Origin of the sequence: Streptomyces marincola (assembly GCF_020410765.1) — a bacterium.
Classification (GTDB): domain Bacteria; phylum Actinomycetota; class Actinomycetes; order Streptomycetales; family Streptomycetaceae; genus Streptomyces; species Streptomyces marincola.
Genome location: NZ_CP084541.1, coordinates 4,655,057 through 4,680,792 on the forward strand (window position 1 = coordinate 4,655,057; position 25,736 = coordinate 4,680,792).

Here is a 25,736-nt window from a genome sequence, read left to right on the forward strand (position 1 = left end):
GTGCCATCGGCAACGCGTGTTGGACACCGCGCCCGGGCGGCCGGTTGACTCGGTGGCATGACCACGCCTCGCACCGGCAGGACGTTCCGGATCGCCGCCATCCCCGCCGACGGCGTGGGCAAGGAGGTGGTCGCCGCGGGCCGGGCCGTGCTCGACGCCCTGGCGAAGGGCTCGGGCGGCGCGTTCGCCTTCGCGTGGGAGGAGTTCCCGTGGGGCTGCGGGCACTACGCGGCCACCGGCCGGATGATGGACGAGGACGGTCTTGAGCGCCTGAAGGCGTTCGACGCCGTCTACTTCGGCGCCGTCGGCTGGCCGACCGTGCCCGACCACGTCAGCCTCTGGGGGCTGCGGCTGGCCATCTGCCAGGGCTTCGACCAGTGGGCCAACGTCCGCCCTGTGCACTTCCTGCCCGGCGTCCGCAGCCCGCTGCGCGCCGCGGACGACCACGACCTGGACTGGGTCGTGGTGCGCGAGAACAGCGAGGGCGAGTACGCGGGGCTCGGCGGGCGCAACCTGTCGGCCCGCGGCCCCGGCGGCGAGGTCGCGGTGCAGTCGTCGCTGTTCACGGAGGTGGGGTGCGAACGCGTCATCCGCTTCGCCTTCGACCTCGCCCGCACCCGCGCCAGGCGCAAGGTGTCGAGCGTGACCAAGAGCAACGCGCAGCAGCACGGCATGGTGCTGTGGGACGAGGTCTTCCGCCGCGTGGCCGGGGACTACCCGGACGTGGAGACCGAGAGCGTGCTGGTGGACGCGATGGCCGCCAAGTTCGTCCTGCGCCCGCAGGACCTCTCCGTCGTGGTGGCCTCCAACCTCCACGCCGACATCCTCTCCGACCTCGGCAGCGCGCTCGCCGGCTCCCTCGGCCTGGCCGCGAGCGCCAACCTCAACCCGGAACGGCGCTACCCCAGCATGTTCGAGCCGGTGCACGGCTCCGCGCCCGACATCGCGGGCCGCGGCCTGGCCAACCCGGTCGGCGCGGTGGGCAGCGCGGCCCTGATGCTCGACCACCTCGGGCTGCCGGACGAGGCGGCCAGGCTGCACCGCGCGATCGCGGCCACCACGGCGGCCGGGGTGCTCACCCCCGACGTCGGCGGCTCGGCCGGCACCGACGAGGTGACCGCCGCGCTCATCGGCGCGCTGGACGGCTGAGCGCCCGCGCGCCGGGCGCGTCCGGGGCGCTCGTGCGAGCGCCCGGCGGCGGATGTGTGCCGGTAGTGAAAAGCCGTGCGGGAAAAGGAAGTTGGCGGGTCAGGCGTCCTTGTGCATTCCTGTGGACCCGCTGATTATTCACAGGGAGAGCCTGTGCCGCTGCCCTTGTCATGCGCATGGCTTTACTGATCGTGCTCACACCGATGAGAGGAACCCTGGATGGCAGTGATGAAGACGTCACGCCGCCTCCGGACCGGCGCCGCCACGGCCATCGCCGCGGCGCTGGCCCTCGGGACCGGTCTGACGCTGCCAGGCGCGGCTCACGCCGAGGACGTACGCGGAACCATCGCGAACGCGGGAGCCGAAGGCACCATCCCCGGAAGCTACATCGTCGTGCTGAAGGAGGACACGTTCTCGGCCGCCTCCGCCTCCGCGCAGGTGCTCGCGCAGCGCCACGACGCCGAGGTGACCAGCACGTTCCGGCACGCGCTGAACGGGTTCGCGGCCGAGCTCTCCGAGGACGACGCGCGCGACCTGGCCGCCGACCCGGCGGTCGCGGAAGTCGTCCAGAACACGACCGTGTCCACCACCGCGAGCCAGGACACCCCGCCGTCCTGGGGGCAGGACCGGCTCGACCAGGCCGAGCTGCCGCTCGACGGCGGCTTCGCGTACCCCACGTCGGCGGGCGAGGGCGTGACCGCCTACATCCTCGACACCGGGGTCCGCTACAGCCACCAGGACTTCGGCGACCGCGCGAGGTTCGGCTTCGACGCCTTCGGCCAGGACGGCGACGACAGGAACGGGCACGGCACGCACGTGGCCGGTACGGTCGCCGGCGCGACCTACGGGGTGGCGAAGGCGGCCGACATCGTGTCGGTGCGGGTGCTGGACGACCGCGGCAAGGGCTCGGCGGAAACGGTGATCGCGGGCGTCGACTTCGTCGCGCGCGACGCCACCGGGCCCGCGGTGGCCAACCTGAGCCTGGGCGGCGCGGGGAACAGCGCGCTCGACGCCGCGGTGCGCAACGCCATCGACGCCGGAGTGGTGTTCGCGGTGGCCGCGGGCAACGACTACGGCGCCGAGACCGGCGCCTACTCGCCGGCCCGGGTCGAGGAGGCCGTGACCGTCGCGTCCAGCACGCGGGACGACAAGGTCTCCGCGTTCTCCAACCTCGGTCCCGCCGTGGACATCTTCGGCCCCGGCACCTCGATCCCCTCCGCCTGGCACACGGGCGACGTGGCCGAGAACACCATCTCGGGCACGTCCATGGCCACGCCGCACGTGGCCGGCGCGGCGGCGCTCCACCTGGCCGACGAGCCGGACGCGACCCCGGCCGAGGTGTCCGCCGCGCTCGTGGACTCGGCGGTGTGGCACCGGCTCGACGGCGTGCCGGCCGGCACCCCGAACGCCCTGGTGCACACCGGCGGGCAGGGCGGTGCCCCCGCCCCGCCCGACGGTCCGCGCTTCCACAGCGACGAGGTGGCCGAGATCAAGGACCTGTCCACGGTGGAGTCCGTCATCGAGGTGGCGGACGCGGGCGCGGTCGAGGGCGCGTGGGAGGTGGAGTTCACGATCGAGCACTCCTACGTCGGTGACCTCACGGTCGACGTGGTGGCCCCCGACGGCACCGCGACGCGCCTGCACAACCGGTCGGGCGGCAGCGCGACGGAGCTCCACGCCGTCTACTCGCTGCACGCCACCGCGCTGGACGCCGACGGCGACTGGATTCTCAGGGTGGCCGACAGGGCGGCGTCCGACGAGGGCGTCCTCATCTCCTGGACGCTCCAGCTCTGACCGGGACCCGGCGCCCGCTGGCCGGCCGTGCGGCGGGCGCGGCCCCGCGGGCGCCGGGCCGTGAACCGGGCGGACGCCCGGCGCCGCCTGCCGGGCGCCGGGAACTCCCGCCGCCGCCGGGCCCGCCCGGCGGCGGCGGGGCCGTTCCGGTCCGCGACCGCCGAACGGCGCCCCCCGGCAGGTGTCATCACATCGGGTGAAACCATGGCCGTCCCTTGCGGATGGACACCCTGTGTTGCCAAGCTGTTGCCGATCGTCAGCAAAGGGCAGGAGCAGCCTGTGCCGTTCGGTGAGCAGCCCGCATATCTCCGCGTCGCGGAAGACCTTCGACAGCAGATCGCGGACGGCACCCTGCCGCCGCACACCCGGCTTCCCTCGCAGGCCACCATCCGGGTCACCTACGGGGTGTCCGACACCGTCGCGCTTGAGGCACGCAAGGTGCTGATGGCCGAGGGGCTCGTCGAGGGCAGGTCGGGTTCCGGCACGTACGTGCGTGAGCAGCCGTCGCGGCGCACCGTCGCGCGCAGCGGCTACCGGACGCCGGGCGCCGGCTCGACGTTCCGGCAGGAGCAGGCGGACGAGCACGTGCGGGGCACGTGGGAGGGCACGAGCGAGCGGGTGGAGGCGCCCGCGGACATCGCGGGGCGGTTGCGCATCGAGCCCTGCGAGCCGGTGATGCGCACCCGGTACGTGTTCCGGGTCGGGGGCGAGCCGGTGATGCTGTCCACGTCGTGGGAGCCGTTGCGGCTCACCGGGCGGACCCCCGTGCTGCTGCCCGAGCAGGGACCGCTGGCCGGGCGCGGGGTGGTGGAGCGGATGGCCGCCATCGACGTCGTCGTGGACAACGTGACGGAGGAGGTCGGCGCGCGGCCCGCGCTCGCGGCCGAGGCCCGCGTGCTCGGCGGTCTTCCCGGGCACGCCGTGCTGGTGATCGCTCGCACCCACCGCGCGGGCAGCCTTCCGGTGGAGACGGCGGACGTGATCGTGCCGGCCGACCGCTACTCCGTGGCCTACCACCTGCCCGTGCGCTGACGGGTCCGAAGGCCGCGTCGGCCCGGCGGGAGCGCCCGCGTCCGGCCGGGCCGCACGCGGGCGTTCCCCCGGACCGACCGGCCGGCCGATGTGCGCCCACTCAGTCGCCGAAGCCCAGTTCGAACCACACGGTCTTGCCGCTCGGTTCGTACCGGGTGCCCCAGCGCCTGGACTCCTGGGCGACCAGCGGCAGCCCCCGGCCGCCCTCGTCGTCGAGGCGGGCGGGGCGCTTCCTCGGCGGGTCGGGCAGCGGATCGGTGACCTCGACGAGCAGTGAGCCCCCGTGCACCACCCGCAGGCCGACCGGGCCGCGCGCGTGCCGCACCGCGTTCGTGACCAGCTCGCTGACCAGCAGCTCCGCCGTGTCCGACAGCGCGGTCAGGTCCCAGGCGCGCAGCGCCTCGCGCACGGCCTGCCGGGCGCGGCGCACCACGTGCCGCTCCGCGGGGAACGTGCGGCGCAGCACCCGGTCCTCCGGCAGGCGGGACAGGCGGGCGACGAGCAGCGCGAGGTCGTCGGACTCCCCGTCCTGCGTGTCGGGCCGCAGGGTGCCGATGACGTCCTCGCAGATCCGGTCCGGTGGCACCGCGCGGCCCGCCGCCCCGGCCAGCAGGTCCCCGAGCCGCGTGATGCCGGCGGACAGGTCCTCGCCGCGCGACTCGACCAGGCCGTCGGTGTACAGGGCGAGCAGCGACCCGTCCGGGATGGTCAGGCGCCGCTCCTCGAACGGGACGCCGTCAACGCCGAGCGGCGCGCCCGAGGGCAGGTCGAGCGGGTGCGCGGCCCACGGGCGGCGGTCGGGCCCGGCCCCGCCCGGGTCCCCTTCGCCCGCCCGCCGCACCAGGACGGGCGGCAGGTGGCCGGCCTTCGCCAGGGTGCACACGCCGGTGGCGGGGTCGTAGACGGCGTAGGCGCAGGTGGCGAGCACCGGGGAGCCGGGGTTCTGGGCGATGTCGCGGCCGAGGTCGTTGACCCGGTGCAGCAGTTCGGCCGGCGCGAGGTCGAGCCACGCCAGGGTCCGCACGGCGGTGCGCAGTTGGCCCATGGTGGCGGCGGCGCGCATCCCGTGGCCGGTGACGTCCCCGATGACGAACGCGACCCGCCCGCCGGCCAGCGGAATGACGTCGAACCAGTCGCCGCCGATCTCGGCGCCGACGCTGCCCGGCACGTAGCGGTGGCCGGTCTCGATGCCGGGCAGCTCGGGCAGCGTCTGCGGGAGCAGGCTGCGCTGGAGCATCACCGCGCCCTCGCGTTCGCGCGCGTACAGGCGCGCGTTGTCCAGCGAGAACCCGGCGCGGGCGGCCAGTTCCATGGCCAGGGCCAGGTCCTCCTCCTCGAACGCGCGGCGCCCTGGGCCCTGGCTGATCACCAGGACGCCGAGCACCCGGCCGCGGGCGCGCAGCGGCAGGGTGAGCATCGAGTGGATGTCGAGCGCGGTGGCGGTGTGCCAGCGGGGGTCGTCGCGGTCGGTGTCGGCCATCAGGTCCGCCCTGGTGCGGGCGAGGTGCGGGGTGCCCGAGGTCAGCACGGTGCCGAAGACGGTGTCGGCGCCGAACCTGATCTCGGCGTCCGCCGGGGGCAGGTCGTTGTCCTCGGGCGGGCGGCGGCCCGCGGCGAAGGCCACCGGGGAGAGGAGCACGTCGGTCAGGTCCTCCGCGCGCGGCGGCTCCCCGCCGCGCGCGACCTGGCCGATCAGCGCGACGCCCGCGTAGTCGCCGAAACGGGGGACGAGGGCGTGGGCGAGCACCTCGCAGATGCGGTGCACGTCGAGCAGGTCGCCGAGCGCGGTGCCGATGTCGTTGAGCAGCGCGAGCCGCTGCCTGGCGCGCTCGACCTTGGCCAGCGCGTTCCTGCGTTCGCTGATGTCCATCACGGTGCAGGTGACGCCGACGGGCTCTCCCGCGGCGTCGGTGAGCCGGCCGAACGACACCGAGTGCGCGCCCCGCCCGTCCGGCGCCGCGGTGATCAGGTCGGTCACGGCCCGTCCGGACCGCAGCACCTCCTGCTGGAGCCGGTGCACCTCGCGCCCCGCCGCCGTCGGGGAGACGTCGAGCACGGTGCGGCCGATCAGTGCCTCGGCCGTGGTGTCCTGGAGGCGGCACAGCGCGTCGTTGACGCGGAGGTAGCGCAGGGCGTCGTCGAAGACGGCGATGCCGAGCGGCGATGAGGTGAACAACCCGTCGAGAGTCGCCAGGTCCTGTTCCACGGCGCGCAGCGGGCCCGGCTCCACCAGCAGGACGATCAGGAGCGGCGCGCCGTCCGCGTCGGCCGTCCTGGTGCCGCGCACATCGAGGGGCACGGGTCGCCCGTCCCGGTGCGTGAGGGTCACGGTCTCCCGCCAGCCGCCGGCGTCCGCGGGGGCGAGGAGGGGGCGGTGCTCCCGGGTGAGGTCGGTGACCGGCCGGCCCAGCGTCTCGGCGGCGGGCCGGCCGGTCAGCGCCTCGGCCCCGGGGTCCCAGAGGACGACGTGCTGCCGGTCGTCGAGGACCAGCGTCCCGACCCGGACCGGGTCGAGGCGCGAGGGGCCGGCCTGGTGGCCGGCCGCGGCGTCCAGGGAACCCCGCGCTCCGGGAGGATCGTTCCGCACGCTGCCCCAGCACTCGTCGGACGTCTTCACCGGCGGACCCGGCGAAGTGGGACAAAAGCCCACACATCCGATTGTGCCCAAGGTCAGCGAGGCGCGCCGCTTCCGGCCTCGACGCGCTCCACGAGATAGTTCGGTGCTCCGGCCACGGCCTCGGGGCCCGCGCCGCGCCGCAGGCGCTGGATGAGTCGCTGTGCCTCGGCGCGCGTCGCGCAGTGCCCTATGCGGTAGCGGCCGCCGTTCTCGTCCTCGCGGACGACTTGCCAGGGTTGCAGGGTGCTGCCGTTCATTCCTCACCCCCCCTCTGCATATGCCAGACCATACGCCAGCGCATCACCCGTGGAACAGGGTTCAGGCAAGTGCCCCGGCGTCGCGCGACGCGAGCACGCGCGCCTCCCGCGCGAGCGCGTCGGCGTGCCACGCGAACGGCAGCGCCGTGGCCGCGTCGTGCGGCGCGAGTGCCCGCGCCCGTTCCAGCCGGTGCGCCGCCTCCGCGAGCTTCGCGCGCGCCTCGCTGCCGACCTCGCCGCGGTGGGTGGTCACCAGGTCGCGTGCCGCGCCGAGTTCGGCGGTGGCGGTCAGCAGCGCCTCGTCCAGCAGCACCCGCGCCCGCCGGTTCCTCGTGCCGCGGTCCCGGCCGGGGGCGAGCGCGTGCGCCAGCGGAGTGCCGCCGTCGGCCAGGCGGCGCAGGCCGCCGAACGGGTCGCGCCGCCCCGGCGCCAGGTCCTCGCGACCCGTGGCCAGCGCAGCCAGCGCGGCCTCGGCCCGGCCCGAGTCCTCGCGCACCGGTGCCAGCCCCGGCGCCGCGAGCACGTCGCCCTGGGTCACCCGGACGGCTTCGGCCAGCGCGGTGTCCGCCCGCGCCAGCTCGTCCCGCCAGCGGTCCACGCCGTCCGCGAGCACCTCGGCCTGGCCGATCGCGGCCTCCGCGTCCTGGATCGCGTCCGCGGCCCGCCGCCGGTCGCCCGCCTCGACGGCCCGGCCGGCCGCGGCCAGCAGGTCGTCGGCCATGGCGGACCGTTCCGCCGCCGCCTCCGGGTGGCCACGCACGGGAGCGAGCGCCGCCGGCGCGTAGTCGCGGCCGAGCCGGTCGCACACCTCCTCCGCCCGGCGCACGCGCTCGCCGAGCGCGCGCTGCCGCTCGCGCGCCGCGGCGAGCGCCCCCTCCGCGTCGGCCGGCAGGCCCCGGGCCGCGGCCAGCGAGCCGCCCACGGCCGCCAGCCGCCCGAGCGCCGCCGAGCAGCGGTCGGTGATGTCCTGGAGCAGCTTGCGCCGCTCGGGTTCGTTGCGGCGCAGCGCCGGATCGTCGAGCCGGTGCCACAGCCGCAGGGCCCGCGCGGCCTCGTCCGCCGCGTCCTCGACGGCCGCCAGGTGCGGCCCGACGGCCGCGTCGCCCGCCTGCGCCCGCGCCGCGCGCACCTGCTCGCGCCGCCTGAGCACCGCGTCGTCCAGCCGCAGCAGCCACGCGCGCGCCCGCGCGTCGAGCGTGCGCGTGGCCGTCGCGCGGTCCTGCGCGGCCCGGGCCGGCGGCGCCGTCGGCACGCCGTCCCAGAGTTCCGGCACCGTGCGGTACGGCGGGGAGTGCGGGCCGTGCCGCCTGAGGTACAGCACCACGAGAACGGCCGCGGCGATCAGGGCGAGCGGCAGGACCAGCACGACCGCGTCCGGGCCGCGCGCCGCCTCGGGGCCCGGCTCCGCGGCCAGCGCGGCGACGCGTGCCGTGTCCACCCGCTCACCCTTCGTCGACAAGGAGGTCTGCCACTACCTGTCGACGTTAGGCCGCCCGGGCCCGGCCCGCGACCCGAGCGGCCGAACGGCCCGCGACCGCCAGGGCGCGGTTCAGTCCCCGCGCCCGCGGCGCCTGATCTTGCTGCCCAGCCACACCAGCGGGTCGTGGCGGCGGTCGGCGGCGCGCTCCTTCATGGGGATCAGCGCGTTGTCGGTGATGCGGATGGACTCGGGGCAGACCTCGGTGCAGCACTTGGTCACGTTGCACAGCCCGAGCCCGTGCTCCTCGGCGACGGCCCGCGCGCGGTCGAGTCCCCGCCGTTCCGCCTCGTCCAGCGGGTGCATGTCCAGCTCCGCCATGCGCATCAGGAAGCGCGGCCCGGCGAACGCCTCCTTGTTCTCCTCGTGGTCGCGCACCACGTGGCACACGTCCTGGCACAGGAAGCACTCGATGCACTTGCGGAACTCCTGGCTGCGCGCGACGTCCTCCTGCCGCATCCGGTACTCGCCGGGGCCGAGCCCCTCGGGCGCGGCGAACGACGGGATCTCGCGGGCCTTGGTGTAGTTGAACTCCACGTCCGTCACCAGGTCGCGCACCACGGGGAACGTCCGCATCGGCGTGATGGTCAGCGTCTCCTCCCTGGCGAACACCGACATGCGGGTCATGCACATCAGCCGCGGCCTGCCGTTGATCTCCGCGCTGCACGAACCGCACTTGCCCGCCTTGCAGTTCCAGCGCACGGCCAGGTCGGGCGCCTGCGTCGCCTGGAGTCTGTGGACGACGTCGAGGACGACCTCGCCCTCGTTGACCTCGACCGTGTAGTCGGTCAGGCCGCCGCCCGCCGCGTCGCCGCGCCACACCCTCAGGTGCGCGTCGTAGCCGGTGCTCGCCGTCTGGCTCACCGGTCCTTCACCTCCTCGTCCGTCAGGTACTTGGCCAGTTCCTCGTCGTCGAACAGCGCGAGCAGGTCGGCCCTGATCGCCGGCAGCTCCCTGCGCGTCAGCCGCACCTGCCCCGCCTCCTCGTCGGAACCGCCGCCGTCCTCGCCGTTCCCGCGCAGGGAGCAGAGCAGATTCACCCGCCGCCACGCGCGGTCCATGCCCGGGTGGTCCTCCCTGGTGTGGCCGCCCCTCGACTCGGTGCGCTCCCGGGCGGCCAGTGCCACGCACTCGCTGACCAGCAGCATGTTCCGCAGGTCGAGGGCCAGGTGCCAGCCCGGGTTGTACTGCCTGTGCCCCTCGACCACCGCCCGCGCCGCGCGGCGGCGCAACCCGGCCAGGTGCGCCAGCGCGCTGCTCATCTCCGGCTCCCGCCTGATGATGCCGACCAGGTCGTTCATCACCTGCTGGAGGTCCTGGTGCACGGCGTAGGGGTTCTCCGGCGGCTCCGCGCCCGCCTCGGGCGGCTGGAACGGGCGCACCGCCTCGGCCGCCGCCGCGTCGATCTGCGTCGCCTCCGCCACCGGGCGGGCCGCCCCCGCCGACGCGGCGGCGTAGCGGCCGGCGTGCAGCCCGGCCCGGCGGCCGAACACCAGCAGGTCGGAGAGCGAGTTGCCGCCGAGCCGGTTCGAGCCGTGCATGCCGCCCGCGACCTCGCCGGCCGCGAACAGCCCGGGCACGCCGGTGGCCGCCGCGGTGTCCGGGTCGACATCGACGCCGCCCATCACGTAGTGGCAGGTCGGGCCGACCTCCATCGGCTCCTTCGTGATGTCCACGTCGGCCAGCTGCTTGAACTGGTGGTGCATCGACGGCAGCCGCCTGATGATCTCGGCGGGCGAGCGGCGCGACGCGATGTCGAGGAACACGCCGCCGTGCGGGCTGCCGCGCCCCGCCTTCACCTCGGCGTTGATCGCGCGGGCCACCTCGTCGCGGGGCAGCAGTTCCGGCGGGCGCCGATTGCGGTCCGGGTCGTCGTACCAGCGGTCGGCCTCGGCCTCGTCGCTCGCGTACTGCGAACGGAAGACGTCGGGAATGTAGTCGAACATGAACCGCCGGTGCTCACTGTTGCGCAGCACCCCGCCGTCCCCGCGGACCGATTCGGTCACCAGGATGCCCTTGACCGAGGGCGGCCAGACCATGCCCGTCGGGTGGAACTGCACGAACTCCATGTTCACCAGGGGCGCCCCGGCCAGCAGCGCGAGCGCGTGCCCGTCGCCGGTGTACTCCCAGGAGTTGGAGGTCACCTTGAACGACTTGCCGATGCCGCCGGTGGCCAGCACCACCGCGGGCGCGTCCAGCACGAAGAACGTGCCCGACTCCCTGCGGTAGCAGAACACGCCGGCCACCGGGGCGGCGGGCCCGGCGCCGTCCGCCTTCAGCACGCGCGTGACCGTGCACTCCTGGAAGACCTTCAGCCGCGCCTCCGGGTCGCCCGTCTCCCGCTCGTCCTCCTGCTGCAACGCCACGACGCGCTGCTGGAGCGTGCGGATGAGTTCGAGCCCGGTGCGGTCGCCCACGTGCGCGAGCCTGGGGTACTCGTGCCCGCCGAAGTTGCGCTGCGAGATCCGGCCGTCGGCGGTGCGGTCGAACAGCGCCCCCCACGTCTCCAGCTCCCACACCCGGTCCGGCGCCTCGCGCGCGTGCAGCTCCGCCATGCGCCAGTGGTTGAGGAACTTGCCGCCGCGCAGCGTGTCCCTGAAGTGCACCTGCCAGCCGTCGCCCGCGTTGACGTTGCCCATCGCGGCGGCGATCCCGCCCTCGGCCATCACCGTGTGGGCCTTGCCGAACAGGGACTTGCAGACGACGGCGGTGCGCAGGCCCTGCTCCCTGGCCTCGATGGCCGCGCGCAGGCCGGCCCCGCCGGCCCCGACGACCACCACGTCCCACGCCTGCCGTTCGACTGTGCTCACATTCGCTCCCTTTCGTCGTCGTGCACGCCTGTCGCGGTCCGGCTCAGAACAGCCGCGGGTCGTCGAAGACGTCGGTGGCCAGCAGGTACACGTAGAGGTCGGAGGCGGCGAGGGAGATCAGGGACGCCCACGCCAGCGCCATGTGGCGGCCGTTGAGGCGGCTCACCCACACCCACAGCCGGTAGCGGACCGGATGCCTGGAGAAGTGCTTCAGCCGGCCGCCCATGATGTGCCGGCAGGAGTGGCACGAGAGCGTGTAGGCCCACACCAGCACGATGTTGACCAGGAAGATCAGCGTGCCCAGGCCCATGTGCCCCCACGCGTAGTCGGCGTCCCTGAACGTCAGCACCGTGTCGTAGGTGAGGATCACGGCGATCACGGCCGCCGCGTAGAAGAAGTACCGGTGCGCGTTGTTGAGGATCAACGGGAACCGCGTCTCGCCCGAGTACGAGCGGTGCGGCTCGGCGACCGCGCAGGCCGGCGGCGAGCCCCAGAAGCTCCGGTAGTACGCCTTGCGGTAGTAGTAGCAGGTCAGGCGGAAGCCGAGCGGCAGCGCCAGGAAGATCAGCGCGGGGGAGAGGCCCCACCAGTCCCCGAACAGCGCCCAGTTGGGCCCGCCCTTCATGTCCGCGCAGTTCTCCGCGAGGCACGGCGAGTAGAACGGCGACACGTAGGGGGCCGCGTAGTAGTCGGCGTTGGCGAACGCCCGCCACGTCGAGTACACGACGAAGGCCAGCAGCCCGGCCACGGTGGCGGCCGGGGCCAGCCACCAGCGGTCGCGGCGCAGGTGCCGCTCGGCGATCGCCGCGCGGCCGGCTCGTGGGGTCCTCGGTTCTGCCTCGGTTGCCACAGCACTCTCCGAAGGGATCGGCGAACGGGAAGCGGCGCCCGGCGCGCCGCGCGTCGGCCCTGGCCGGCGCGTCAGTCCGGGCCGCCCGGGCGGCCCCGGCCGCGCGGCGCGCGCGCCGCGTCCGGCGCGGCGGGCGGACCGCAAGGCCCGCGAGGGCCGGGGGACCCGCAAGGGCCGGAAGGGCAGGAAGGGCCGGGAAGGCCGGGGAGACCGTGAGCACCGCGGTGGCCGTGCGGGCACCGCGGCTCCTCGTGCCGTGACACCTGTGCCACCTCCATTGGTGGTGCATCACCGGACGATGCGAGTGTGACGCGTGACACAGCATGTTGGGAAGAGGGCCTTGGGGAACCGTCACCCCCCGGCGCCCCCGCCGTACGCCGTCGTGCGCCGGAGGCCGCACCTCGCGCACCGCGCACCCCATGCATCCCGCGCACCCCCTGCATCCCGCGCACCCCATGCATCCCGCGCACCCCGCGCCGCCCGGCCCCGCCCCGCGCCCGCGTTCCCGCTCCGCGGCGGGCGTGCGCCGGTCGGGTGGCCTGGCCGCGACGGCCGCCGTGTCGCCGCCCGCGCGTCCCCGGCCTCCCCTTCAGTGGGCGCATACGTGTGATCAACGCACCGGTGAGGCCGGAGGTACCCGATGTCAGGCGCGTCAGCGATCCAAGCCCCACGCCGCGGCCCCCGCCGCCGGCGGGCCCTGGCGGCCCTCGCCGCGGGCTCGGCCGTTCTCCTGCCGCTGCTCGCCGTCGCCGGCTGCACCGGCGCGGACGACCGCGACCGCACGGCCGCGGGCGCCGCCCAGTCGGTGGCCACCGCGCGGCGCGCCCAGCTGACCAGCGGCGGCAGCGCCACCTGGGCCGTCGACCGGCTGCCGGCGACGCTCAACGCCTACCAGTTCGAGGCGGACGGCGGCACCGACCGCATCGCGAGCGCGGTGCTCCCCATGCTCTTCACGGTCGACGCCCAAGGACGGCCGCAGCTCAACACGGACTACCTGCGGTCCGCGGAGATCACCGCGCGCGAGCCGCGGCAGACGGTCGTCTACACGCTGCACCCGGACGCGGCCTGGAGCGACGGCGAGCCGCTGACCGCCGCCGACTTCGTCGCCCAGTGGAAGGCGCTCGGCGGCGAGGACAAGGAGTACTGGTCGGCCCGCCACGCCGGGTACGACCGCGTCGAGAACATCACCAAGGGCCCGGGGCGGCACCAGGTCGAGGTCACCTTCACCAAGCCGTACGCCGACTGGAAGTCCCTGTTCAGCCCGCTGTACCCGCGGGCCGTCACCGCGGACCCCGACCGGTTCAACGACGGCGCGCGCGGCGGACTCCCCGCCACCGCGGGGCCGTTCGAGCTCGGCGAGGTCGACAGGGACGCGGGCCGCATCACCCTGGTCCGCGACGAGGACTGGTGGGGCGAACCCGCGCTCCTCGACCGGCTGGTCCTGGCCGCGGTGCCGCGCGCGGAGCGCCGCGCCGCCCTGCTCGCCGGCGACCTCGACATCGCCGAGGTCGCGCCGGCCGACGCCGACGGCATCACGGCGGCGGGCGCCGCCCGGGAGGCCGGGCGGCGCGGCGCGCGGGACGACGACGCCGGGGCCAGGGCCCCGGGCGCCGAGGGGCCCGACGGGCGCGCCACCACGGACGCCCTGCACGACCTGGCCGCCGCGCGGCTCGCCGGCACCGGCGCCGCGGACGCCGTGGAACGGTACGCCTACGCCTGGGCCGAGGCGGAACGCGCCCGCGAGCGCGCCTTCGACACCCGCGAGGAAGCGGTCAGGCGGCGGCTCGCCGGCTTCACCGTGCACCGCGCCTACGAGGCGTCCTACACCCACCTCGCCCTGAACGCCCAGTCGCCCGCCCTCGCCGACGAACGCGTCCGCTGGGCCATCGCCCGCGCCCTGGACCGCGAGGAACTGGCCGCGCGGGTGCACGACCCGGCGGGCCTGCCCGCCCGCGCGCTGGGCAGCCACCTGCGCGTCCTCGGCCAGACCGGCTACCGCGACAACAGCGACGCGCTCGGCGCCACGGGCGCCGACACCGCGAGCGCGCTCCTCGAAGAGGCGGGCTGGCGCCCGGGGGACGTGCGGGCCGGCGGCGCGGCCGGCGAGCGGCGCGACGACGGGAAGGCGCCGGGGGCCGGCGGCGTCCCGGTCCGCGCCAAGGACGGCCAGGCGCTCGAACTCCGCTTCGTGGTGCCGGGCGGCGACGACGCGGCCCACCTGCGCGCCACGGCCCGCGGGATCGTGGAGATGCTGGCCCCCGTCGGGGTCTCCGCCCAGCTGGTCGAGGTCGGCAGGGACGCGTTCTTCCCCGACCACATCACGGCGGGCGACTTCGACCTCGCGGTGTTCTCGTGGCCGGCCACGGCCTACCCGGCGACCGACGCCAAGCCGCTGTTCACCAAGCCGCGGCCGATCCCGGGCGGCGAGGCGCTCATCGGGCAGAACTACACGCGGGTCGGCACCGACCACATCGACCAGCTGCTCGACCAGGCGGCGGGCGAGCTGGACGAGGAGGAGTACGACGGCATCCTCAACCGGGCGGACGCCAGGATCTGGGCCGCGGCCGGCTCGATCCCCCTGTACCAGCGGCCAGAACTGGTCGCGGTGCGCCAGGACCTGGCCGGCGTCGGCGCCTTCGGACTCGCCACCCCGCGCTGGCAGGACATCGGCTACCGCAAGTAGCGCGCCGGGGGAACCCGTACGATGACATGTGAGGCCGGTGCTGCGTCCCCGCCCCGTGGCCGCCGCCGCTGCCGACGGGCGGGCGCCTGACGCCGCGCCCTTCGCAGTCACGATCCCGGGAGAGCGGCCCAGCCATGCCCACGCGCCACGACATCCGCAATGTCGCCATCGTCGCCCACGTCGACCACGGCAAGACCACGCTGGTCGACGCCATGCTCAAGCAGGCCGGCGCGTTCGCCGCGCACCAGCAGGTCGACGAGCGGGTCATGGACACCGGTGACCTCGAACGCGAGAAGGGCATCACCATCCTCGCCAAGAACACCGCGGTCCGCTACCACCCGAAGGGCGGTGGGACCCCGGTCGTCATCAACATCATCGACACCCCGGGCCACGCCGACTTCGGCGGCGAGGTCGAACGCGGCCTGTCCATGGTCGACGCCGTCGTCCTGCTCGTGGACGCGTCCGAGGGGCCGCTGCCGCAGACGCGGTTCGTGCTGCGCAAGGCGCTCCAGGCCCGGCTGCCCGTGATCCTGTGCGTGAACAAGACCGACCGGTCCGACGCCAGGATCTCTGCGGTGCTCAACGAGACGTACGACCTGTTCCTCGACCTCGACGCGGACGAGGAGCAGATCGAGTTCCCCATCGTCTACGCGTGCGCCCGGGAGGGCGTGGCGTCCCTGACCCAGCCGGCGGACGGCACGGTGCCGGACGACAGCGACAGCCTTGAGCCGTTCTTCACCACGCTCCTGGACACCGTGCCCGCGCCGGTGTACGAGGAGGACGCGCCGCTCCAGGCGCACGTCACCAACCTCGACGCGGACAACTTCCTCGGCCGCATCGCGCTGTGCCGCATCCGCCAGGGCCGGCTGCGCAAGGGGCAGACGGTCGCGTGGCTCAAGCGCGACGGCAGCGCGCAGAACGTGCGGATCACCGAGCTGCTGCTGACCGAGGCGCTGACGCGCAAGCCCGCCGAAGAGGCGGGCCCCGGCGACATCTGCGCGGTCGCCGGCATCCCCGACATCATGATCGGCGAGACCCTGGCCGACCCGGAGCACCCGGCGGCGCTGCCGCTGATCACCGTCGACGAGCCGGCGATCTCCATGACCATCGGCACCAACACCTCCCCGCTCGTCGGGCGCGGCGGCAAGGGCCACAAGGTCACCGCCCGGCTGGTGAAGGACCGCCTCGACCGCGAGCTGATCGGCAACGTGTCGCTGCGCGTGCTGCCGACCGAACGCCCCGACGCGTGGGAGGTGCAGGGCAGGGGCGAGCTGGCCCTGGCGATCCTGGTGGAGCAGATGCGCCGGGAGGGCTTCGAGCTGACCGTCGGCAAGCCCGAGGTCGTCACGCGCGTGATCGACGGCACGGTGCACGAGCCGGTGGAGCGCATGACGATCGACGCGCCCGAGGAGCACCTGGGCGCGATCACCCAGCTGCTCGCCTCCCGCAAGGGGCGCATGGAGACCATGACCAACCACGGCTCCGGCTGGGTGCGCATGGAGTTCCTCGTGCCCTCCCGCGGACTGATCGGTTTCCGCACCGAGTTCCTGACCGAGACCCGGGGCACCGGGATCGCGCACAGCATCTTCGAACGGCACGAGCCGTGGGCGGGGGAGCTGCGGACCCGCAAGAGCGGCTCCCTGGTCGCGGACCGGCCCGGGGCGGCCACCGGGTACGCGATGCTCAACCTCCAGGAGCGCGGGACGATCTTCATCGAGCCGGGCACCGAGGTCTACGAGGGCATGATCGTGGGCGAGAACTCCAGGTCGGACGACATGGACGTCAACATCACCAAGGAGAAGAAGCTCACCAACATGCGGGCCGCGGCGGCCGATACGACGGAGAACCTGGTGCCGCCCCGCAAGCTCTCACTTGAACAGTCGCTTGAGTTCTGCCGCGAGGACGAGTGCGTCGAGGTCACGCCGGGCGACCTGCGCATCCGCAAGGTCGTCCTCGACCAGCGCGAGCGCGCGCGGGCCACCGCGCGGGCCAAGCGGCAGTAGGGGGAGCGCGTAACACGCGCGACACAGTTACCCTCAAGTATGTCAACCGTGTTTCACGCCGGAAGTGCTACGTACTGTCCGGTATGCGGACCGGAAGACTTGACTTACGTCACATCAGTCCGGATAACGGTGACAGTTCATCCGCGCTTTGTCCGGATATGAGGGTTGTCGTCTCCTCATCTTCATCAAAATGAGATAGGCGATCGGTGGTTTCACCACAGGTTTATGCCCAATAGTTGTGGGCATTGCGAACCGGACGCGGGTAGACCTCCGCGGTCCGGGGTTCCCTGTGCTATGAAGCGGATTCCCAAGGAGGCAGAGCCCATGCGTGGTGCACGCAGCGCCAAGTGGGTCGCCAGTGCGATAGTCGTGGCCCTCGCCGCGACGGCCTGTGGTGGCGGCGATGATGACAATGGCGACAACGGTTCGGATGGGGCCGCGGCCGGGAACCCGGATGGCATCGTCCGGATCGACGGCGGCGAGCCGCAGAACCCGCTGGTCCCGGCGAACACCAACGAGGCGCTCGGCGGGCTGGTCATCGACAACCTGTTCTCCAAGCTCCTCGACTTCGACGACGAGGGCCAGATCTTCATGGTCGCGGCCGAGTCGGTCGAGCCGAACGAGGACAACACCGTCTGGACGGTGACCCTCAAGGAGGGCTGGACCTTCCACGACGGCACCGACGTCACCGCCGAGAGCTACGTGAACGCGTGGAACTGGGCCGCCAACATCAGCAACAACCAGGCCAACAGCTTCTGGTTCGCCGACATCGCCGGCTACGCGGACGTGCACCCGGAGGAGGGCGACCCCACCGCCGAGGAGATGTCCGGCCTCCAGGTCGTGGACGAGCGCACGTTCACCATCGAGCTGACCGAAGCGGTCACGTACTACGACTACAAGCTCGGCTACTCGGTCTTCACGCCGCTGCCCGAGAGCTTCTACGAGGACCCCGAGGCGTTCGGCGAGTCCCCGGTCGGCAACGGCCCGTACTCCTTCGTCTCCTGGACCCACGGCGAGTCGATCGAGCTGGAGCGCTACGACGAGTACGCCGGTGAGGACGCCGCGCAGAACGGCGGCATCCACATCCGCGCCTACGACAACCCCGAGGCCGCCTACACCGACCTCCAGACCGGCAACCTGGACATCATCCGCCAGGTCGCCCCCCGTGACCTGCCGCTCTACCAGCAGGACCTCGGCGAGGACCGCACCGTCGCCCAGCCGTACAACGGCATCCAGACCATCGTGCCGGTCTGGTACAACTGGGAGGACACCCCGCCGGAGGTGCTCCAGGGCATCTCCATGGCGATCGACCGGGAGACCATCACCCAGACCGTGCTCAACGGCTCCCGCACCCCGGCCGACAGCTTCGCGCCTCCCGGCGTGTTCGGCTACCAGGAAGGCGCCTCGGGCGACATCACGACGTACGACCCGGAGCGGGCGCGTCAGCTGGTCGAGGAGAACGGCGGCGTCCCCGGCGACCGCATCGCGATCCAGTACAACGCCGACGCCGCGCACCAGGAGTGGGTCGAGGCCGTCTGCAACAACATCATCGACGCGCTGGACATCGAGTGCGTGGGCGACCCGAAGGTCGACTTCGACACCGACCTTGAGGCCCGCGAGGCCAACGAGGTCCAGAGCATGTACCGCGGTGGCTGGCTGGCGGACTACCCGCTGAACGTCAACTTCCTCAAGGAGCTGTACGCCTCCTACGCGCAGACCAACTACGGCCGCTTCGACAGCCCCGAGGTGGACGAGCTGTTCGCCGAGGGCGACCGGGCCGGGTCGCTTGAGGAGACCGTGGCCGCGTACCAGGAGGCCGAGCAGGTGCTGTGGGAGCAGATGCCGGCCATCCCGCTCTGGTACCAGAACGTCAACGCGGGCTGGGGCCCGAACGTGGACAACGTCCGCTTCGACTCCGCCGGTGTGCCGGTGCTGTCCGAAGTCACCGTCAGCGAGTGACCCAGGCCAGGACAGCAGCAGCGTAAGCGTTCCCGCGGGCCGTCCCCGACCGGGACGGCCCGCGGGCCACGCCGACTGACATGGAGGAAAGATGGGGCGCTACGTCGTACGGCGACTGCTCCAGATGATCCCGGTGTTCATCGGGTCGACCTTCATCATCTTCATGATGATGTACGCCCTGCCCGGTGACCCCGTGCGGGCTCTGTGGGGCGAACGCGCCCCCGACGAGGCCCAGATGGCCGCGATGAGAAGGGACCTCGGGCTCGACGACCCGATCCTCGTCCAGTACTGGAACTACATCACCGGCCTGGTCCAGGGTGACTTCGGCACGCAGATCAGAAGCAGACGCGAAGTGATCGACGTGATCAGCGAAGCGCTGCCCGCGACCCTGCGGCTGACCGCCCTCGCCTTCCTCATCACCGCCGTGGTCGGCATCTCGCTCGGCCTGCTCGCGGGCCTGCGGGCGGGCAAGAAGACGGACCGCGGCATCCTCTTCGTCAGCCTGCTGCTGATCTCGGTGCCGGTGTTCGTCATCGGCTACCTGTACCAGACGTACTTCGGCATCAAGTGGGGCTGGATCTCGCCCACGGTCCGCGACTCGGAGAACTGGGGCGAACTCCTGCTGCCCGCGCTCGCGCTGGCCTCGCTCTCGCTCGCCTACGTCACCCGCCTCACCCGCACCTCGATCGTGGAGAACCGGCGCGCGGACTACATGCGCACGGCCCGGGCCAAGGGGCTCCCCCAGCAGCGGGTGATCGGCACCCACCTGCTGCGGAACTCGCTGATTCCCGTGGTGACCTTCCTGGGCGTCGACCTCGGCAACCTGATGGCCGGCGCCATCGTCACCGAGGGCATCTTCAACATCAACGGCATCGGGCGGGCGGTCTACACCGCGCTGAACGCCCGCGAGGGCGCCACCGTGGTGGGCATCGTCAGCTTCATCATCGTCGTCTACCTCGTGGTCGCCCTGCTCGTCGATCTGCTGTACGCGGTGCTCGACCCAAGGATTCGCTATGCCTGACGCCAAGGCCACCATCGGCAAGAAGGAAGCCGTTCCGACCGCCGGCGGGGCGGTGCCCGCCGCGGTCGCCGTCGACGCCGCCGGGCCGGCGCCGGGCAAGCCGCGCAGCCTCTGGTCCGACGCCTGGCAGGACCTGCGGCGCAAGCCGTCGTTCGTGGTCCCGGCGCTGATCATCCTGATGCTGTTCGTGATCGCGGCCTTCCCCGGGTGGTTCACCTCGGTGAGCCCGCGCGCGGCCGACCTCACGAACAACTACCTGCGCGAGCCGGAGCTGACCCACTTCTTCTCTCCGGAGTGGCTGGGCTACAACCAGCAGGGGCAGAGCATCTACGCGCGTCTCCTGTACGGCACCAGGGCCTCCATCATCATCGGCATCGCGGTGACCGCGCTGGTGACGGTGCTCGGCAGCCTGGTCGGCATGATCGCCGGCTACTTCGGCGGCTGGATCGACGCCGTGCTCTCGCGGGTCATCGACATCTTCCTCGGCATCCCGTTCCTGCTGGGCGCCATGGTCATCCTGGTCTCCTTCGACACCAGGACCGAGTGGACGGTGACGTTCGCGCTGGCCTTCCTCGGCTGGACCACGGTCGCCAGGGTGATGCGCGGTTCCGTCATCTCCATCAAGCAGTCCGACTACGTGGCCGCGGCCCGCTCGCTGGGCGCGGGCACCACGCGCATCCTGTTCCGGCACATCCTGCCGAACGCGGTCGCGCCGGTCATCGTGGTCGCGATGATCGCCCTCGGCGGCTACATCACGGCCGAGGCGGTGCTGTCCTACCTGGGCATCGGCCTCACCGACCCGGCCATCTCGTGGGGCGGCGACATCAACCGCGCCCAGGGCCAGATCCGGATCGCCGAGCACATCCTGCTCTTCCCGTCGATCCTGCTGAGCATCACCATCCTGTCCTTCCTGATGCTGGGTGACGCCGTGCGTGACGCCCTCGACCCCAAGTTGCGCTGAGGGAGACGCACGTGTCGATCGAAATGACCAAGGCGGACGTCCCCGGCGTCCCGCTGCTTGAGGTCCGCGACCTCCATGTCGAGTTCCGCACCCGCGAGGGCGCGGCCAAGGCCGTCAACGGTGTCAGCTACACCGTGGACGCGGGCGAGACGCTCGCCGTGCTGGGCGAGTCGGGCTCGGGCAAGTCGGTGACCGCCCAGACGATCATGGGCATCCTCGACATCCCGCCCGGCCGCATCACCGGCGGCGAGATCCTGTACCGCGGCGAGGACATGCTGAAGATGTCCGAGGAGCAGCGGCGGCGCATCCGGGGCAACAAGATCGCCATGATCTTCCAGGACGCGCTGTCCTCGCTGAACCCGGTGCTGTCGGTGGGGTACCAGTTGGGGGAGATGTTCCGGGTGCACCGGGGGGCTTCGCGGAAGGAGGCGAAGCAGAAGGCCGTCGAGTTGATGGACCGGGTGCGCATTCCGGCGGCGAAGGAGCGGGTGAACGACTATCCGCACCAGTTCTCCGGTGGTATGCGGCAGCGGATCATGATCGCGATGGCGCTGGCTCTTGAGCCGGACATCGTGATCGCGGACGAGCCGACCACGGCGCTGGATGTGACGGTGCAGGCGCAGGTGATGGACCTGCTGGCCGACCTCCAGCGGGACTACAACATGGGGTTGATCCTGATCACGCACGACCTGGGCGTGGTCGCGGACGTGGCGGACAAGATCGCGGTGATGTACGCGGGGCGGATCGTGGAGAACGCGCCGGTGCACGAGCTGTACAAGCGTCCCGCGCACCCTTACACCAAGGGGCTGCTCGACTCCATCCCGCGCCTGGACCACAAGGGCAAGGAACTGTACGCGATCAAGGGGCTGCCGCCGAGCCTGACGGCCGTCCCCAGCGGCTGCGCGTTCAACCCGCGCTGCGCCATGGCCCAGGACATCTGCCGCACCGAGGTCCCGCCGCAGGCGGACGTGACCGAACGCGACGGCAGCCCGCTGGGCGGCCGGACCAGTGCCTGCCACTTCTGGAAGGAGACGATCCATGGCTGACGCACCCGTCGAGGCCCGCGAGCCGATCCTCGAAGTCCGCGGCCTGGTCAAGCACTTCCCGCTCACCCAGGGCATCCTCTTCAAGCGGCAGATCGGCGCGGTCAAGGCCGTCGACGACATCTCGTTCACGCTGTACCGCGGTGAGACGCTGGGCATCGTGGGGGAGTCGGGCTGCGGGAAGTCCACCGTCGCCAAGCTGCTGATGAACCTGGAGCAGCCCACCGCGGGCCAGATCCTGTACAAGGGCGAGGACATCGCGAAGCTGTCCGGGCGGGCGCTGAAGGCCGTGCGGCGGAACATCCAGATGGTGTTCCAGGACCCGTACACCTCGCTGAACCCGCGCATGACGGTCGGCGACATCATCGGGGAGCCGTTCGAGATCCACCCGGATACCGCCCCGAAGGGCGACCGGCGCCGCAAGGTGCAGGAGCTGCTCGACGTGGTGGGCCTCAACCCCGAGTACATCAACCGGTACCCGCACCAGTTCTCCGGCGGTCAGCGGCAGCGCATCGGCATCGCCCGCGGCCTGGCGCTCAACCCGGAGGTCATCATCTGCGACGAGCCGGTCTCCGCGCTCGACGTGTCGGTGCAGGCCCAGGTGATCAACCTGATGGAGCGGCTCCAGAGCGAGTTCGACCTGTCGTACCTCTTCATCGCGCACGACCTGTCCATCGTGCGGCACATCTCCGACCGCGTCGGGGTGATGTACCTGGGGAAGATGGCGGAGATCGGTACCGACACCGAGATCTACGACCACCCCACGCACCCCTACACGCAGGCCCTGCTCTCGGCCGTCCCGCAGCCGGACCCGTCGGCCCGCGAGAACCGGGAGCGGATCATCCTGACGGGTGACGTGCCGTCGCCGGCGAACCCGCCCTCCGGCTGCCGGTTCCGCACGCGCTGCTGGAAGGCGCAGGACAAGTGCGCCGAGGAGGTGCCGCTGCTCGCGGTGCCCGAGCGGTTCAGGAAGAGCGACACCGGGGTGCGGCACGAGTCGGCATGCCACTTCGCCGAGGAGAAGGACGTCGTCCACGCCTGAGCGCGAACCCGCCCCGACCTGTGCGCCGCCCGGCCTTCCGCCGGGCGGCGCCTGGCTGTTCGCGCCGTGGCGGCCGGGTCACTCGCCCGAGGGCGCGGGCAGCTCCACCCCGGTGCGGACCGGGGTGCCGAAGTTCGGCGTGCCGTCGGCGTTCCACGTGAAGCGCTGCGCGCGGGTGGACCGGTTCATGTCGCAGCCGCCGCTCGCGGAGTCGTTGGCGTGGTAGACGATCCAGTCCTCCGTGCCGTCGGGCGAGGTGAAGAAGCCGTTGTGGCCGGGGCCGTAGACGCCGGCGGCGTCGTCGCGCTGGAACACCGGACGCGGGTGCTTCGTCCAGTGCGACCGGTTGAGCGGATCGGTGCCGGTGAGGGTGAGCAGCCCGAGCTTGTAGTCCGGGCCCCAGCAGGCGCTGGCCGAGTAGACCAGCATGACCCGGCCGTCGCGGTACAGGGCCGCGGCGCCCTCGTTGACCGCGCCCGACTGCCGCTCCCAGGCCAGCGTCGGCTGGCTGATGGTGCGCCGCGCGCCGCTGATCGTCCACGGGTTGGCGAGCGGGGTGATGGTGAGGCTCTGCGTGCCGTCCATGGCGCTGCCCAGGAGGTAGAGGTCGCCGCCGACGCGCAGGATGCTCGGGTCGAGCTCCCACGTGTTCCCGAGGTCGGCCTTGAAGTGGTAGGGGCCCATCGGGTCGGTGCCCGCGCTCTCCAGCACGTGCAGGCGCTGGGTGGGGTTGAAGTCCTCCACGTCCTCCCCGGCCACGTAGTACAGGTACCAGCGCGGGCCGTTGGGTCCGTCGATGAGGTGGAACTCGGGCGCCCACATGGTGCAGCAGCCGTTCGGCCGGCCGCTCAGGTCGAACACGACGGTCTCCGGCGCGCTCGCGAGCCCGGCCAGGGTGGGTGAACGGCGCATCGTCACGGTCGAGTTCCAGGTGGTCGTGGCGAGGTGGTAATAGCCGTCGTGGTACTGGAGCCAGGGGTCGGGGCCGCCGCGCTTGATGGGGTTGGTGAACGTGCCGGGGGTGCCGGCGCCCAGCTTCACCAGCTGCCACTGCTGGTTGGCCCCGCCGTGGTCGGGCCACTGGATCACGCGGGCGCCGTCCGCGACGGAGAAGTCGAGGACGTCCAGGGCCTTGCCGCTGTTGCGGTTGATCAGGCGCACGTGGCCGTCCGGGGAGTCGACCAGCCGGAACTGCTGACTGGTCCTGGTGCCCTCGGTCCACTGGACGATGCCCGCGCCGTCCGCGGTCGAGGAGCCGGCCACGTCGAGCACCTTGCCGCTGTGCCGGGACCGCAGCCGGTAGTACCCGCCGCCCGCGTCGACGAACTGCCACTGCTGCCAGGCCCCGTCGTTGCGTGCCCACTGCACGATCTCGGCGCCGTCAGCGGTCGCGAAGTTGTAGAGGTCGAGTGCCTTGCCGCTGTGCCGGTTGACCAGCACGTACGACGCGCCGGTGTCGATCGCGGGCACGGCCGCCGCCGGCTGCGGCGCGACGGCGGTGCCGCCGAACAGCAGCGCGAGAGCGGCCAGCAGCAGGCCGAGGCGCCGTCGGCGCACCGGGGGGACCGTTCCGGTTCTGAGTGGCATGGCGACTCCTTGCGGCGTTCAGGGCGGTGGGGGTTGCGCACGGTGCAGGAGCGCTCCCACGGCCGTCCGGCCGAAGCCCGGGCGGAGGCGGGTCCGCACGGGCGGTGCGTTCGGTGGAGCGAACGGCGTTCGGGGAGTTGGCGGGACCGTAGAGGCGGCCCCCGGGCCCGTCAACCCCCCGCGCGGCGCGCCGCCGCGGTCAGCGGGCGGCCCCGCCCAGGATGATCGTGTGCCAGGTGAACCCGTCGGCCGAGATCCGGTAGTGGCCCGGGGTGCCGAGGCCCGTCAGCAGGTAGCCCGCGCGGGTCAGGGCGGGCCGCTCGGGCGGCGGCCCGACGCGGGTGCTCTCGAAGGAGACGCCGCCGTCCCTGCTGGTGAAGATGCCGTCGTCCGCGTAGACCACGAGGCTGCCGTCGGCCGCCGCGATCGGCGTGCCCAGCAGGGAGCGCGGGACGGTGCCGCCCCCGCCGGTCCACACCCGCTCCCACGACCGGCCGCCGTCGTCGCTGCGGTGGATCGCGATGAGGGCGCCGGCCGTGGTGCCCCGGTGGATGTCGGCCAGCAGCACGCCGGTCTCGAAGGCGAGGAGGGCGTCCCCTACGGCGACCAGGCTGCGCACCTCGGCGTTGTGGCCGTGGCCCGGCGGGGTCGGCGGCTGCGCGAGCAGCTCCCAGCTGCGGCCCCGGTCCCGGGTGACGGCCACGGCCGGGTCGCCGCTTCCGGCCGCGTGGCCCTGCGCCCAGTAGGTGCCGTCGGGCAGCAGGCCGAGGCGTCTGACCACATCGAGCGGCGGCTGCTCGGCCAGCACGCGGTACTCGGCGGTGTCCGGCATCAGGACCTCGACCTGTTCCCCGTTGCCCCCGGTGTCCCAGGCATCCCAGGAGTTCCAGATGTCGCCGGGTGCGTCGGAGTCCCCCGCGACGAGCGTCGCCCCCTCGGGGATCTCCTCGGTGGTGCCCGTCGGCTTCGCGGACGCGGTGCGCCACGTCCGTCCCCCGTCGGTGCTCAGCCAGCTCTCCGTCCCGCCCGTGCTGTCCCGCTGGACCAGCCGCGCGCTGCCCGGGCCCGCCACCTCAAGGGCGCGGTCCGTTCCGTCGCCCGCCGTGCCGCGCAGCGGGGTGTCCCGCAGGTGCCAGCCCTCGCCGTCCTCAAGGACGGCGAGCGAGAACGTGCAGTCGCCCTGGTCGGGGCAGTCCGTCAGCAGGGCGAAGGCGTGCGCGGGGTCGGCGAACTGGAGCGCCACGTCCTGCGCCGGCATTCCGTCCGCCGAGGGGATGCGCGGCGGCTCGGCCGAGGGCATGGGCGTCGGCGGCGACACGGGCGCGGCTGCGGACGGCGTGGACCGTCCGGGCTCCTCGGTCCCGCCCGGGGTGCAGGCGAGCAGCGCGGCGGCGAGCATGGCGACCGCGGCGAGTCCGGGCCTCTGGCGCATGATCCGGACAATAGCCGAA

The 25,736-nt window shown here is 72.9% G+C and carries 18 protein-coding genes; 10 read left to right on the forward strand and 8 right to left on the reverse strand.

Annotated elements, in window-relative coordinates:
* Window positions 1-57: 57 nt before the first annotated feature.
* The 3 genes from LC193_RS20550 to LC193_RS20560 all read left to right on the forward strand — a co-directional run bounded on the left by LC193_RS20550 (window position 58) and on the right by LC193_RS20560 (window position 3,975).
* Window positions 58-1,149: a tartrate dehydrogenase gene (locus LC193_RS20550; RefSeq protein ID WP_226076292.1), complete on the forward strand. Its 1,092-nt coding sequence runs from the start codon at window positions 58-60 to the stop codon at window positions 1,147-1,149.
* Window positions 1,150-1,368: 219 nt separating this feature from the next.
* On the forward strand, window positions 1,369-2,943 hold the full coding sequence (locus LC193_RS20555) for a S8 family peptidase (RefSeq protein ID WP_226076294.1): 1,575 nt from the start codon (window positions 1,369-1,371) through the stop codon (window positions 2,941-2,943).
* A 279-nt stretch (window positions 2,944-3,222) separates the two neighbouring features.
* Window positions 3,223-3,975, forward strand: coding sequence for a GntR family transcriptional regulator (locus LC193_RS20560; protein ID WP_226076296.1), 753 nt, complete (start codon window positions 3,223-3,225; stop codon window positions 3,973-3,975).
* Window positions 3,976-4,075: 100 nt separating this feature from the next.
* On the opposite strand, the gene LC193_RS20565 is transcribed toward LC193_RS20560, so the two are convergent.
* The 6 genes from LC193_RS20565 to LC193_RS20590 form a co-directional block, all read right to left on the reverse strand.
* The gene (locus LC193_RS20565; RefSeq protein ID WP_226076300.1) at window positions 4,076-6,592 is read right to left on the reverse strand and encodes a SpoIIE family protein phosphatase; all 2,517 of its coding nucleotides are present in this window, start codon (window positions 6,590-6,592) and stop codon (window positions 4,076-4,078) included.
* 53 nt (window positions 6,593-6,645) lie between these two features.
* Window positions 6,646-6,849, reverse strand: a complete 204-nt coding sequence (locus tag LC193_RS20570; RefSeq protein WP_086158292.1) for an SPOR domain-containing protein — start codon at window positions 6,847-6,849, stop codon at window positions 6,646-6,648.
* A gap of 61 nt (window positions 6,850-6,910) precedes the next feature.
* Complete coding sequence (locus LC193_RS20575) at window positions 6,911-8,287, reverse strand: hypothetical protein (protein ID WP_226076303.1); 1,377 nt, start codon at window positions 8,285-8,287, stop codon at window positions 6,911-6,913.
* 111 nt (window positions 8,288-8,398) lie between these two features.
* Window positions 8,399-9,190, reverse strand: a complete 792-nt coding sequence (locus tag LC193_RS20580) for a succinate dehydrogenase/fumarate reductase iron-sulfur subunit (RefSeq protein WP_226076305.1) — start codon at window positions 9,188-9,190, stop codon at window positions 8,399-8,401.
* On the reverse strand, window positions 9,187-11,136 hold the full coding sequence (locus LC193_RS20585; RefSeq protein WP_226076307.1) for a fumarate reductase/succinate dehydrogenase flavoprotein subunit: 1,950 nt from the start codon (window positions 11,134-11,136) through the stop codon (window positions 9,187-9,189). Before LC193_RS20585 ends, LC193_RS20580 begins: the two co-directional genes overlap by 4 nt.
* A gap of 43 nt (window positions 11,137-11,179) precedes the next feature.
* Window positions 11,180-11,986, reverse strand: coding sequence for a hypothetical protein (locus tag LC193_RS20590; RefSeq protein WP_226076309.1), 807 nt, complete (start codon window positions 11,984-11,986; stop codon window positions 11,180-11,182).
* Between the two features lie 640 nt (window positions 11,987-12,626).
* Here LC193_RS20590 and LC193_RS20595 point away from each other — a divergent pair.
* The 7 genes from LC193_RS20595 to LC193_RS20625 all read left to right on the forward strand — a co-directional run bounded on the left by LC193_RS20595 (window position 12,627) and on the right by LC193_RS20625 (window position 22,698).
* Entirely contained in the window at window positions 12,627-14,669 is a 2,043-nt protein-coding gene (locus LC193_RS20595) for an ABC transporter family substrate-binding protein (protein ID WP_226076310.1), read from the forward strand.
* A 134-nt stretch (window positions 14,670-14,803) separates the two neighbouring features.
* Complete coding sequence (typA, locus tag LC193_RS20600; protein WP_226076312.1) at window positions 14,804-16,672, forward strand: translational GTPase TypA; 1,869 nt, start codon at window positions 14,804-14,806, stop codon at window positions 16,670-16,672.
* A gap of 324 nt (window positions 16,673-16,996) precedes the next feature.
* Window positions 16,997-18,631 (forward strand): peptide ABC transporter substrate-binding protein, encoded by a 1,635-nt coding sequence (locus LC193_RS20605; protein ID WP_226076314.1) that lies wholly within the window; start codon window positions 16,997-16,999, stop codon window positions 18,629-18,631.
* Window positions 18,632-18,722: 91 nt separating this feature from the next.
* On the forward strand, window positions 18,723-19,652 hold the full coding sequence (locus LC193_RS20610; protein ID WP_226076316.1) for an ABC transporter permease: 930 nt from the start codon (window positions 18,723-18,725) through the stop codon (window positions 19,650-19,652).
* A complete protein-coding gene (locus tag LC193_RS20615; RefSeq protein WP_226076318.1) occupies window positions 19,645-20,613 on the forward strand; it encodes an ABC transporter permease in 969 nt (322 codons plus the stop codon). The genes LC193_RS20610 and LC193_RS20615 overlap by 8 nt, the downstream gene beginning before the upstream one ends.
* A gap of 23 nt (window positions 20,614-20,636) precedes the next feature.
* A complete protein-coding gene (locus LC193_RS20620; RefSeq protein ID WP_226078807.1) occupies window positions 20,637-21,659 on the forward strand; it encodes an ABC transporter ATP-binding protein in 1,023 nt (340 codons plus the stop codon).
* On the forward strand, window positions 21,652-22,698 hold the full coding sequence (locus tag LC193_RS20625) for an ABC transporter ATP-binding protein (protein ID WP_226076320.1): 1,047 nt from the start codon (window positions 21,652-21,654) through the stop codon (window positions 22,696-22,698). The genes LC193_RS20620 and LC193_RS20625 overlap by 8 nt, the downstream gene beginning before the upstream one ends.
* 78 nt (window positions 22,699-22,776) lie before the next feature.
* Here LC193_RS20625 and LC193_RS20630 read toward each other — a convergent pair whose 3' ends face one another.
* Both LC193_RS20630 and LC193_RS20635 read right to left on the reverse strand, forming a co-directional pair.
* Window positions 22,777-24,285: a family 43 glycosylhydrolase gene (locus LC193_RS20630; RefSeq protein ID WP_226076322.1), complete on the reverse strand. Its 1,509-nt coding sequence runs from the start codon at window positions 24,283-24,285 to the stop codon at window positions 22,777-22,779.
* 199 nt (window positions 24,286-24,484) lie between these two features.
* Window positions 24,485-25,717: a WD40/YVTN/BNR-like repeat-containing protein gene (locus LC193_RS20635; protein WP_226076325.1), complete on the reverse strand. Its 1,233-nt coding sequence runs from the start codon at window positions 25,715-25,717 to the stop codon at window positions 24,485-24,487.
* Window positions 25,718-25,736 lie beyond the last annotated feature (19 nt).

Excerpts from the sequence above, each read along its gene's own strand:
- LC193_RS20550 (WP_226076292.1), top strand. The coding sequence starts at position 58 with ATGACCACGCCTCGCACCGGCAGGACGTTCCGGATCGCCGCCATCCCC.
- LC193_RS20555 (WP_226076294.1), top strand. The coding sequence starts at position 1,369 with ATGGCAGTGATGAAGACGTCACGCCGCCTCCGGACCGGCGCCGCCACG.
- LC193_RS20570 (WP_086158292.1), bottom strand. The coding sequence starts at position 6,849 with ATGAACGGCAGCACCCTGCAACCCTGGCAAGTCGTCCGCGAGGACGAG.
- LC193_RS20595 (WP_226076310.1), top strand. The coding sequence starts at position 12,627 with ATGTCAGGCGCGTCAGCGATCCAAGCCCCACGCCGCGGCCCCCGCCGC.
- typA (WP_226076312.1), top strand. The coding sequence starts at position 14,804 with ATGCCCACGCGCCACGACATCCGCAATGTCGCCATCGTCGCCCACGTC.
- LC193_RS20605 (WP_226076314.1), top strand. The coding sequence starts at position 16,997 with ATGCGTGGTGCACGCAGCGCCAAGTGGGTCGCCAGTGCGATAGTCGTG.
- LC193_RS20610 (WP_226076316.1), top strand. The coding sequence starts at position 18,723 with ATGGGGCGCTACGTCGTACGGCGACTGCTCCAGATGATCCCGGTGTTC.
- LC193_RS20615 (WP_226076318.1), top strand. The coding sequence starts at position 19,645 with ATGCCTGACGCCAAGGCCACCATCGGCAAGAAGGAAGCCGTTCCGACC.
- LC193_RS20620 (WP_226078807.1), top strand. The coding sequence starts at position 20,637 with ATGACCAAGGCGGACGTCCCCGGCGTCCCGCTGCTTGAGGTCCGCGAC.
- LC193_RS20625 (WP_226076320.1), top strand. The coding sequence starts at position 21,652 with ATGGCTGACGCACCCGTCGAGGCCCGCGAGCCGATCCTCGAAGTCCGC.
- LC193_RS20630 (WP_226076322.1), bottom strand. The coding sequence starts at position 24,285 with ATGCCACTCAGAACCGGAACGGTCCCCCCGGTGCGCCGACGGCGCCTC.
- LC193_RS20635 (WP_226076325.1), bottom strand. The coding sequence starts at position 25,717 with ATGCGCCAGAGGCCCGGACTCGCCGCGGTCGCCATGCTCGCCGCCGCG.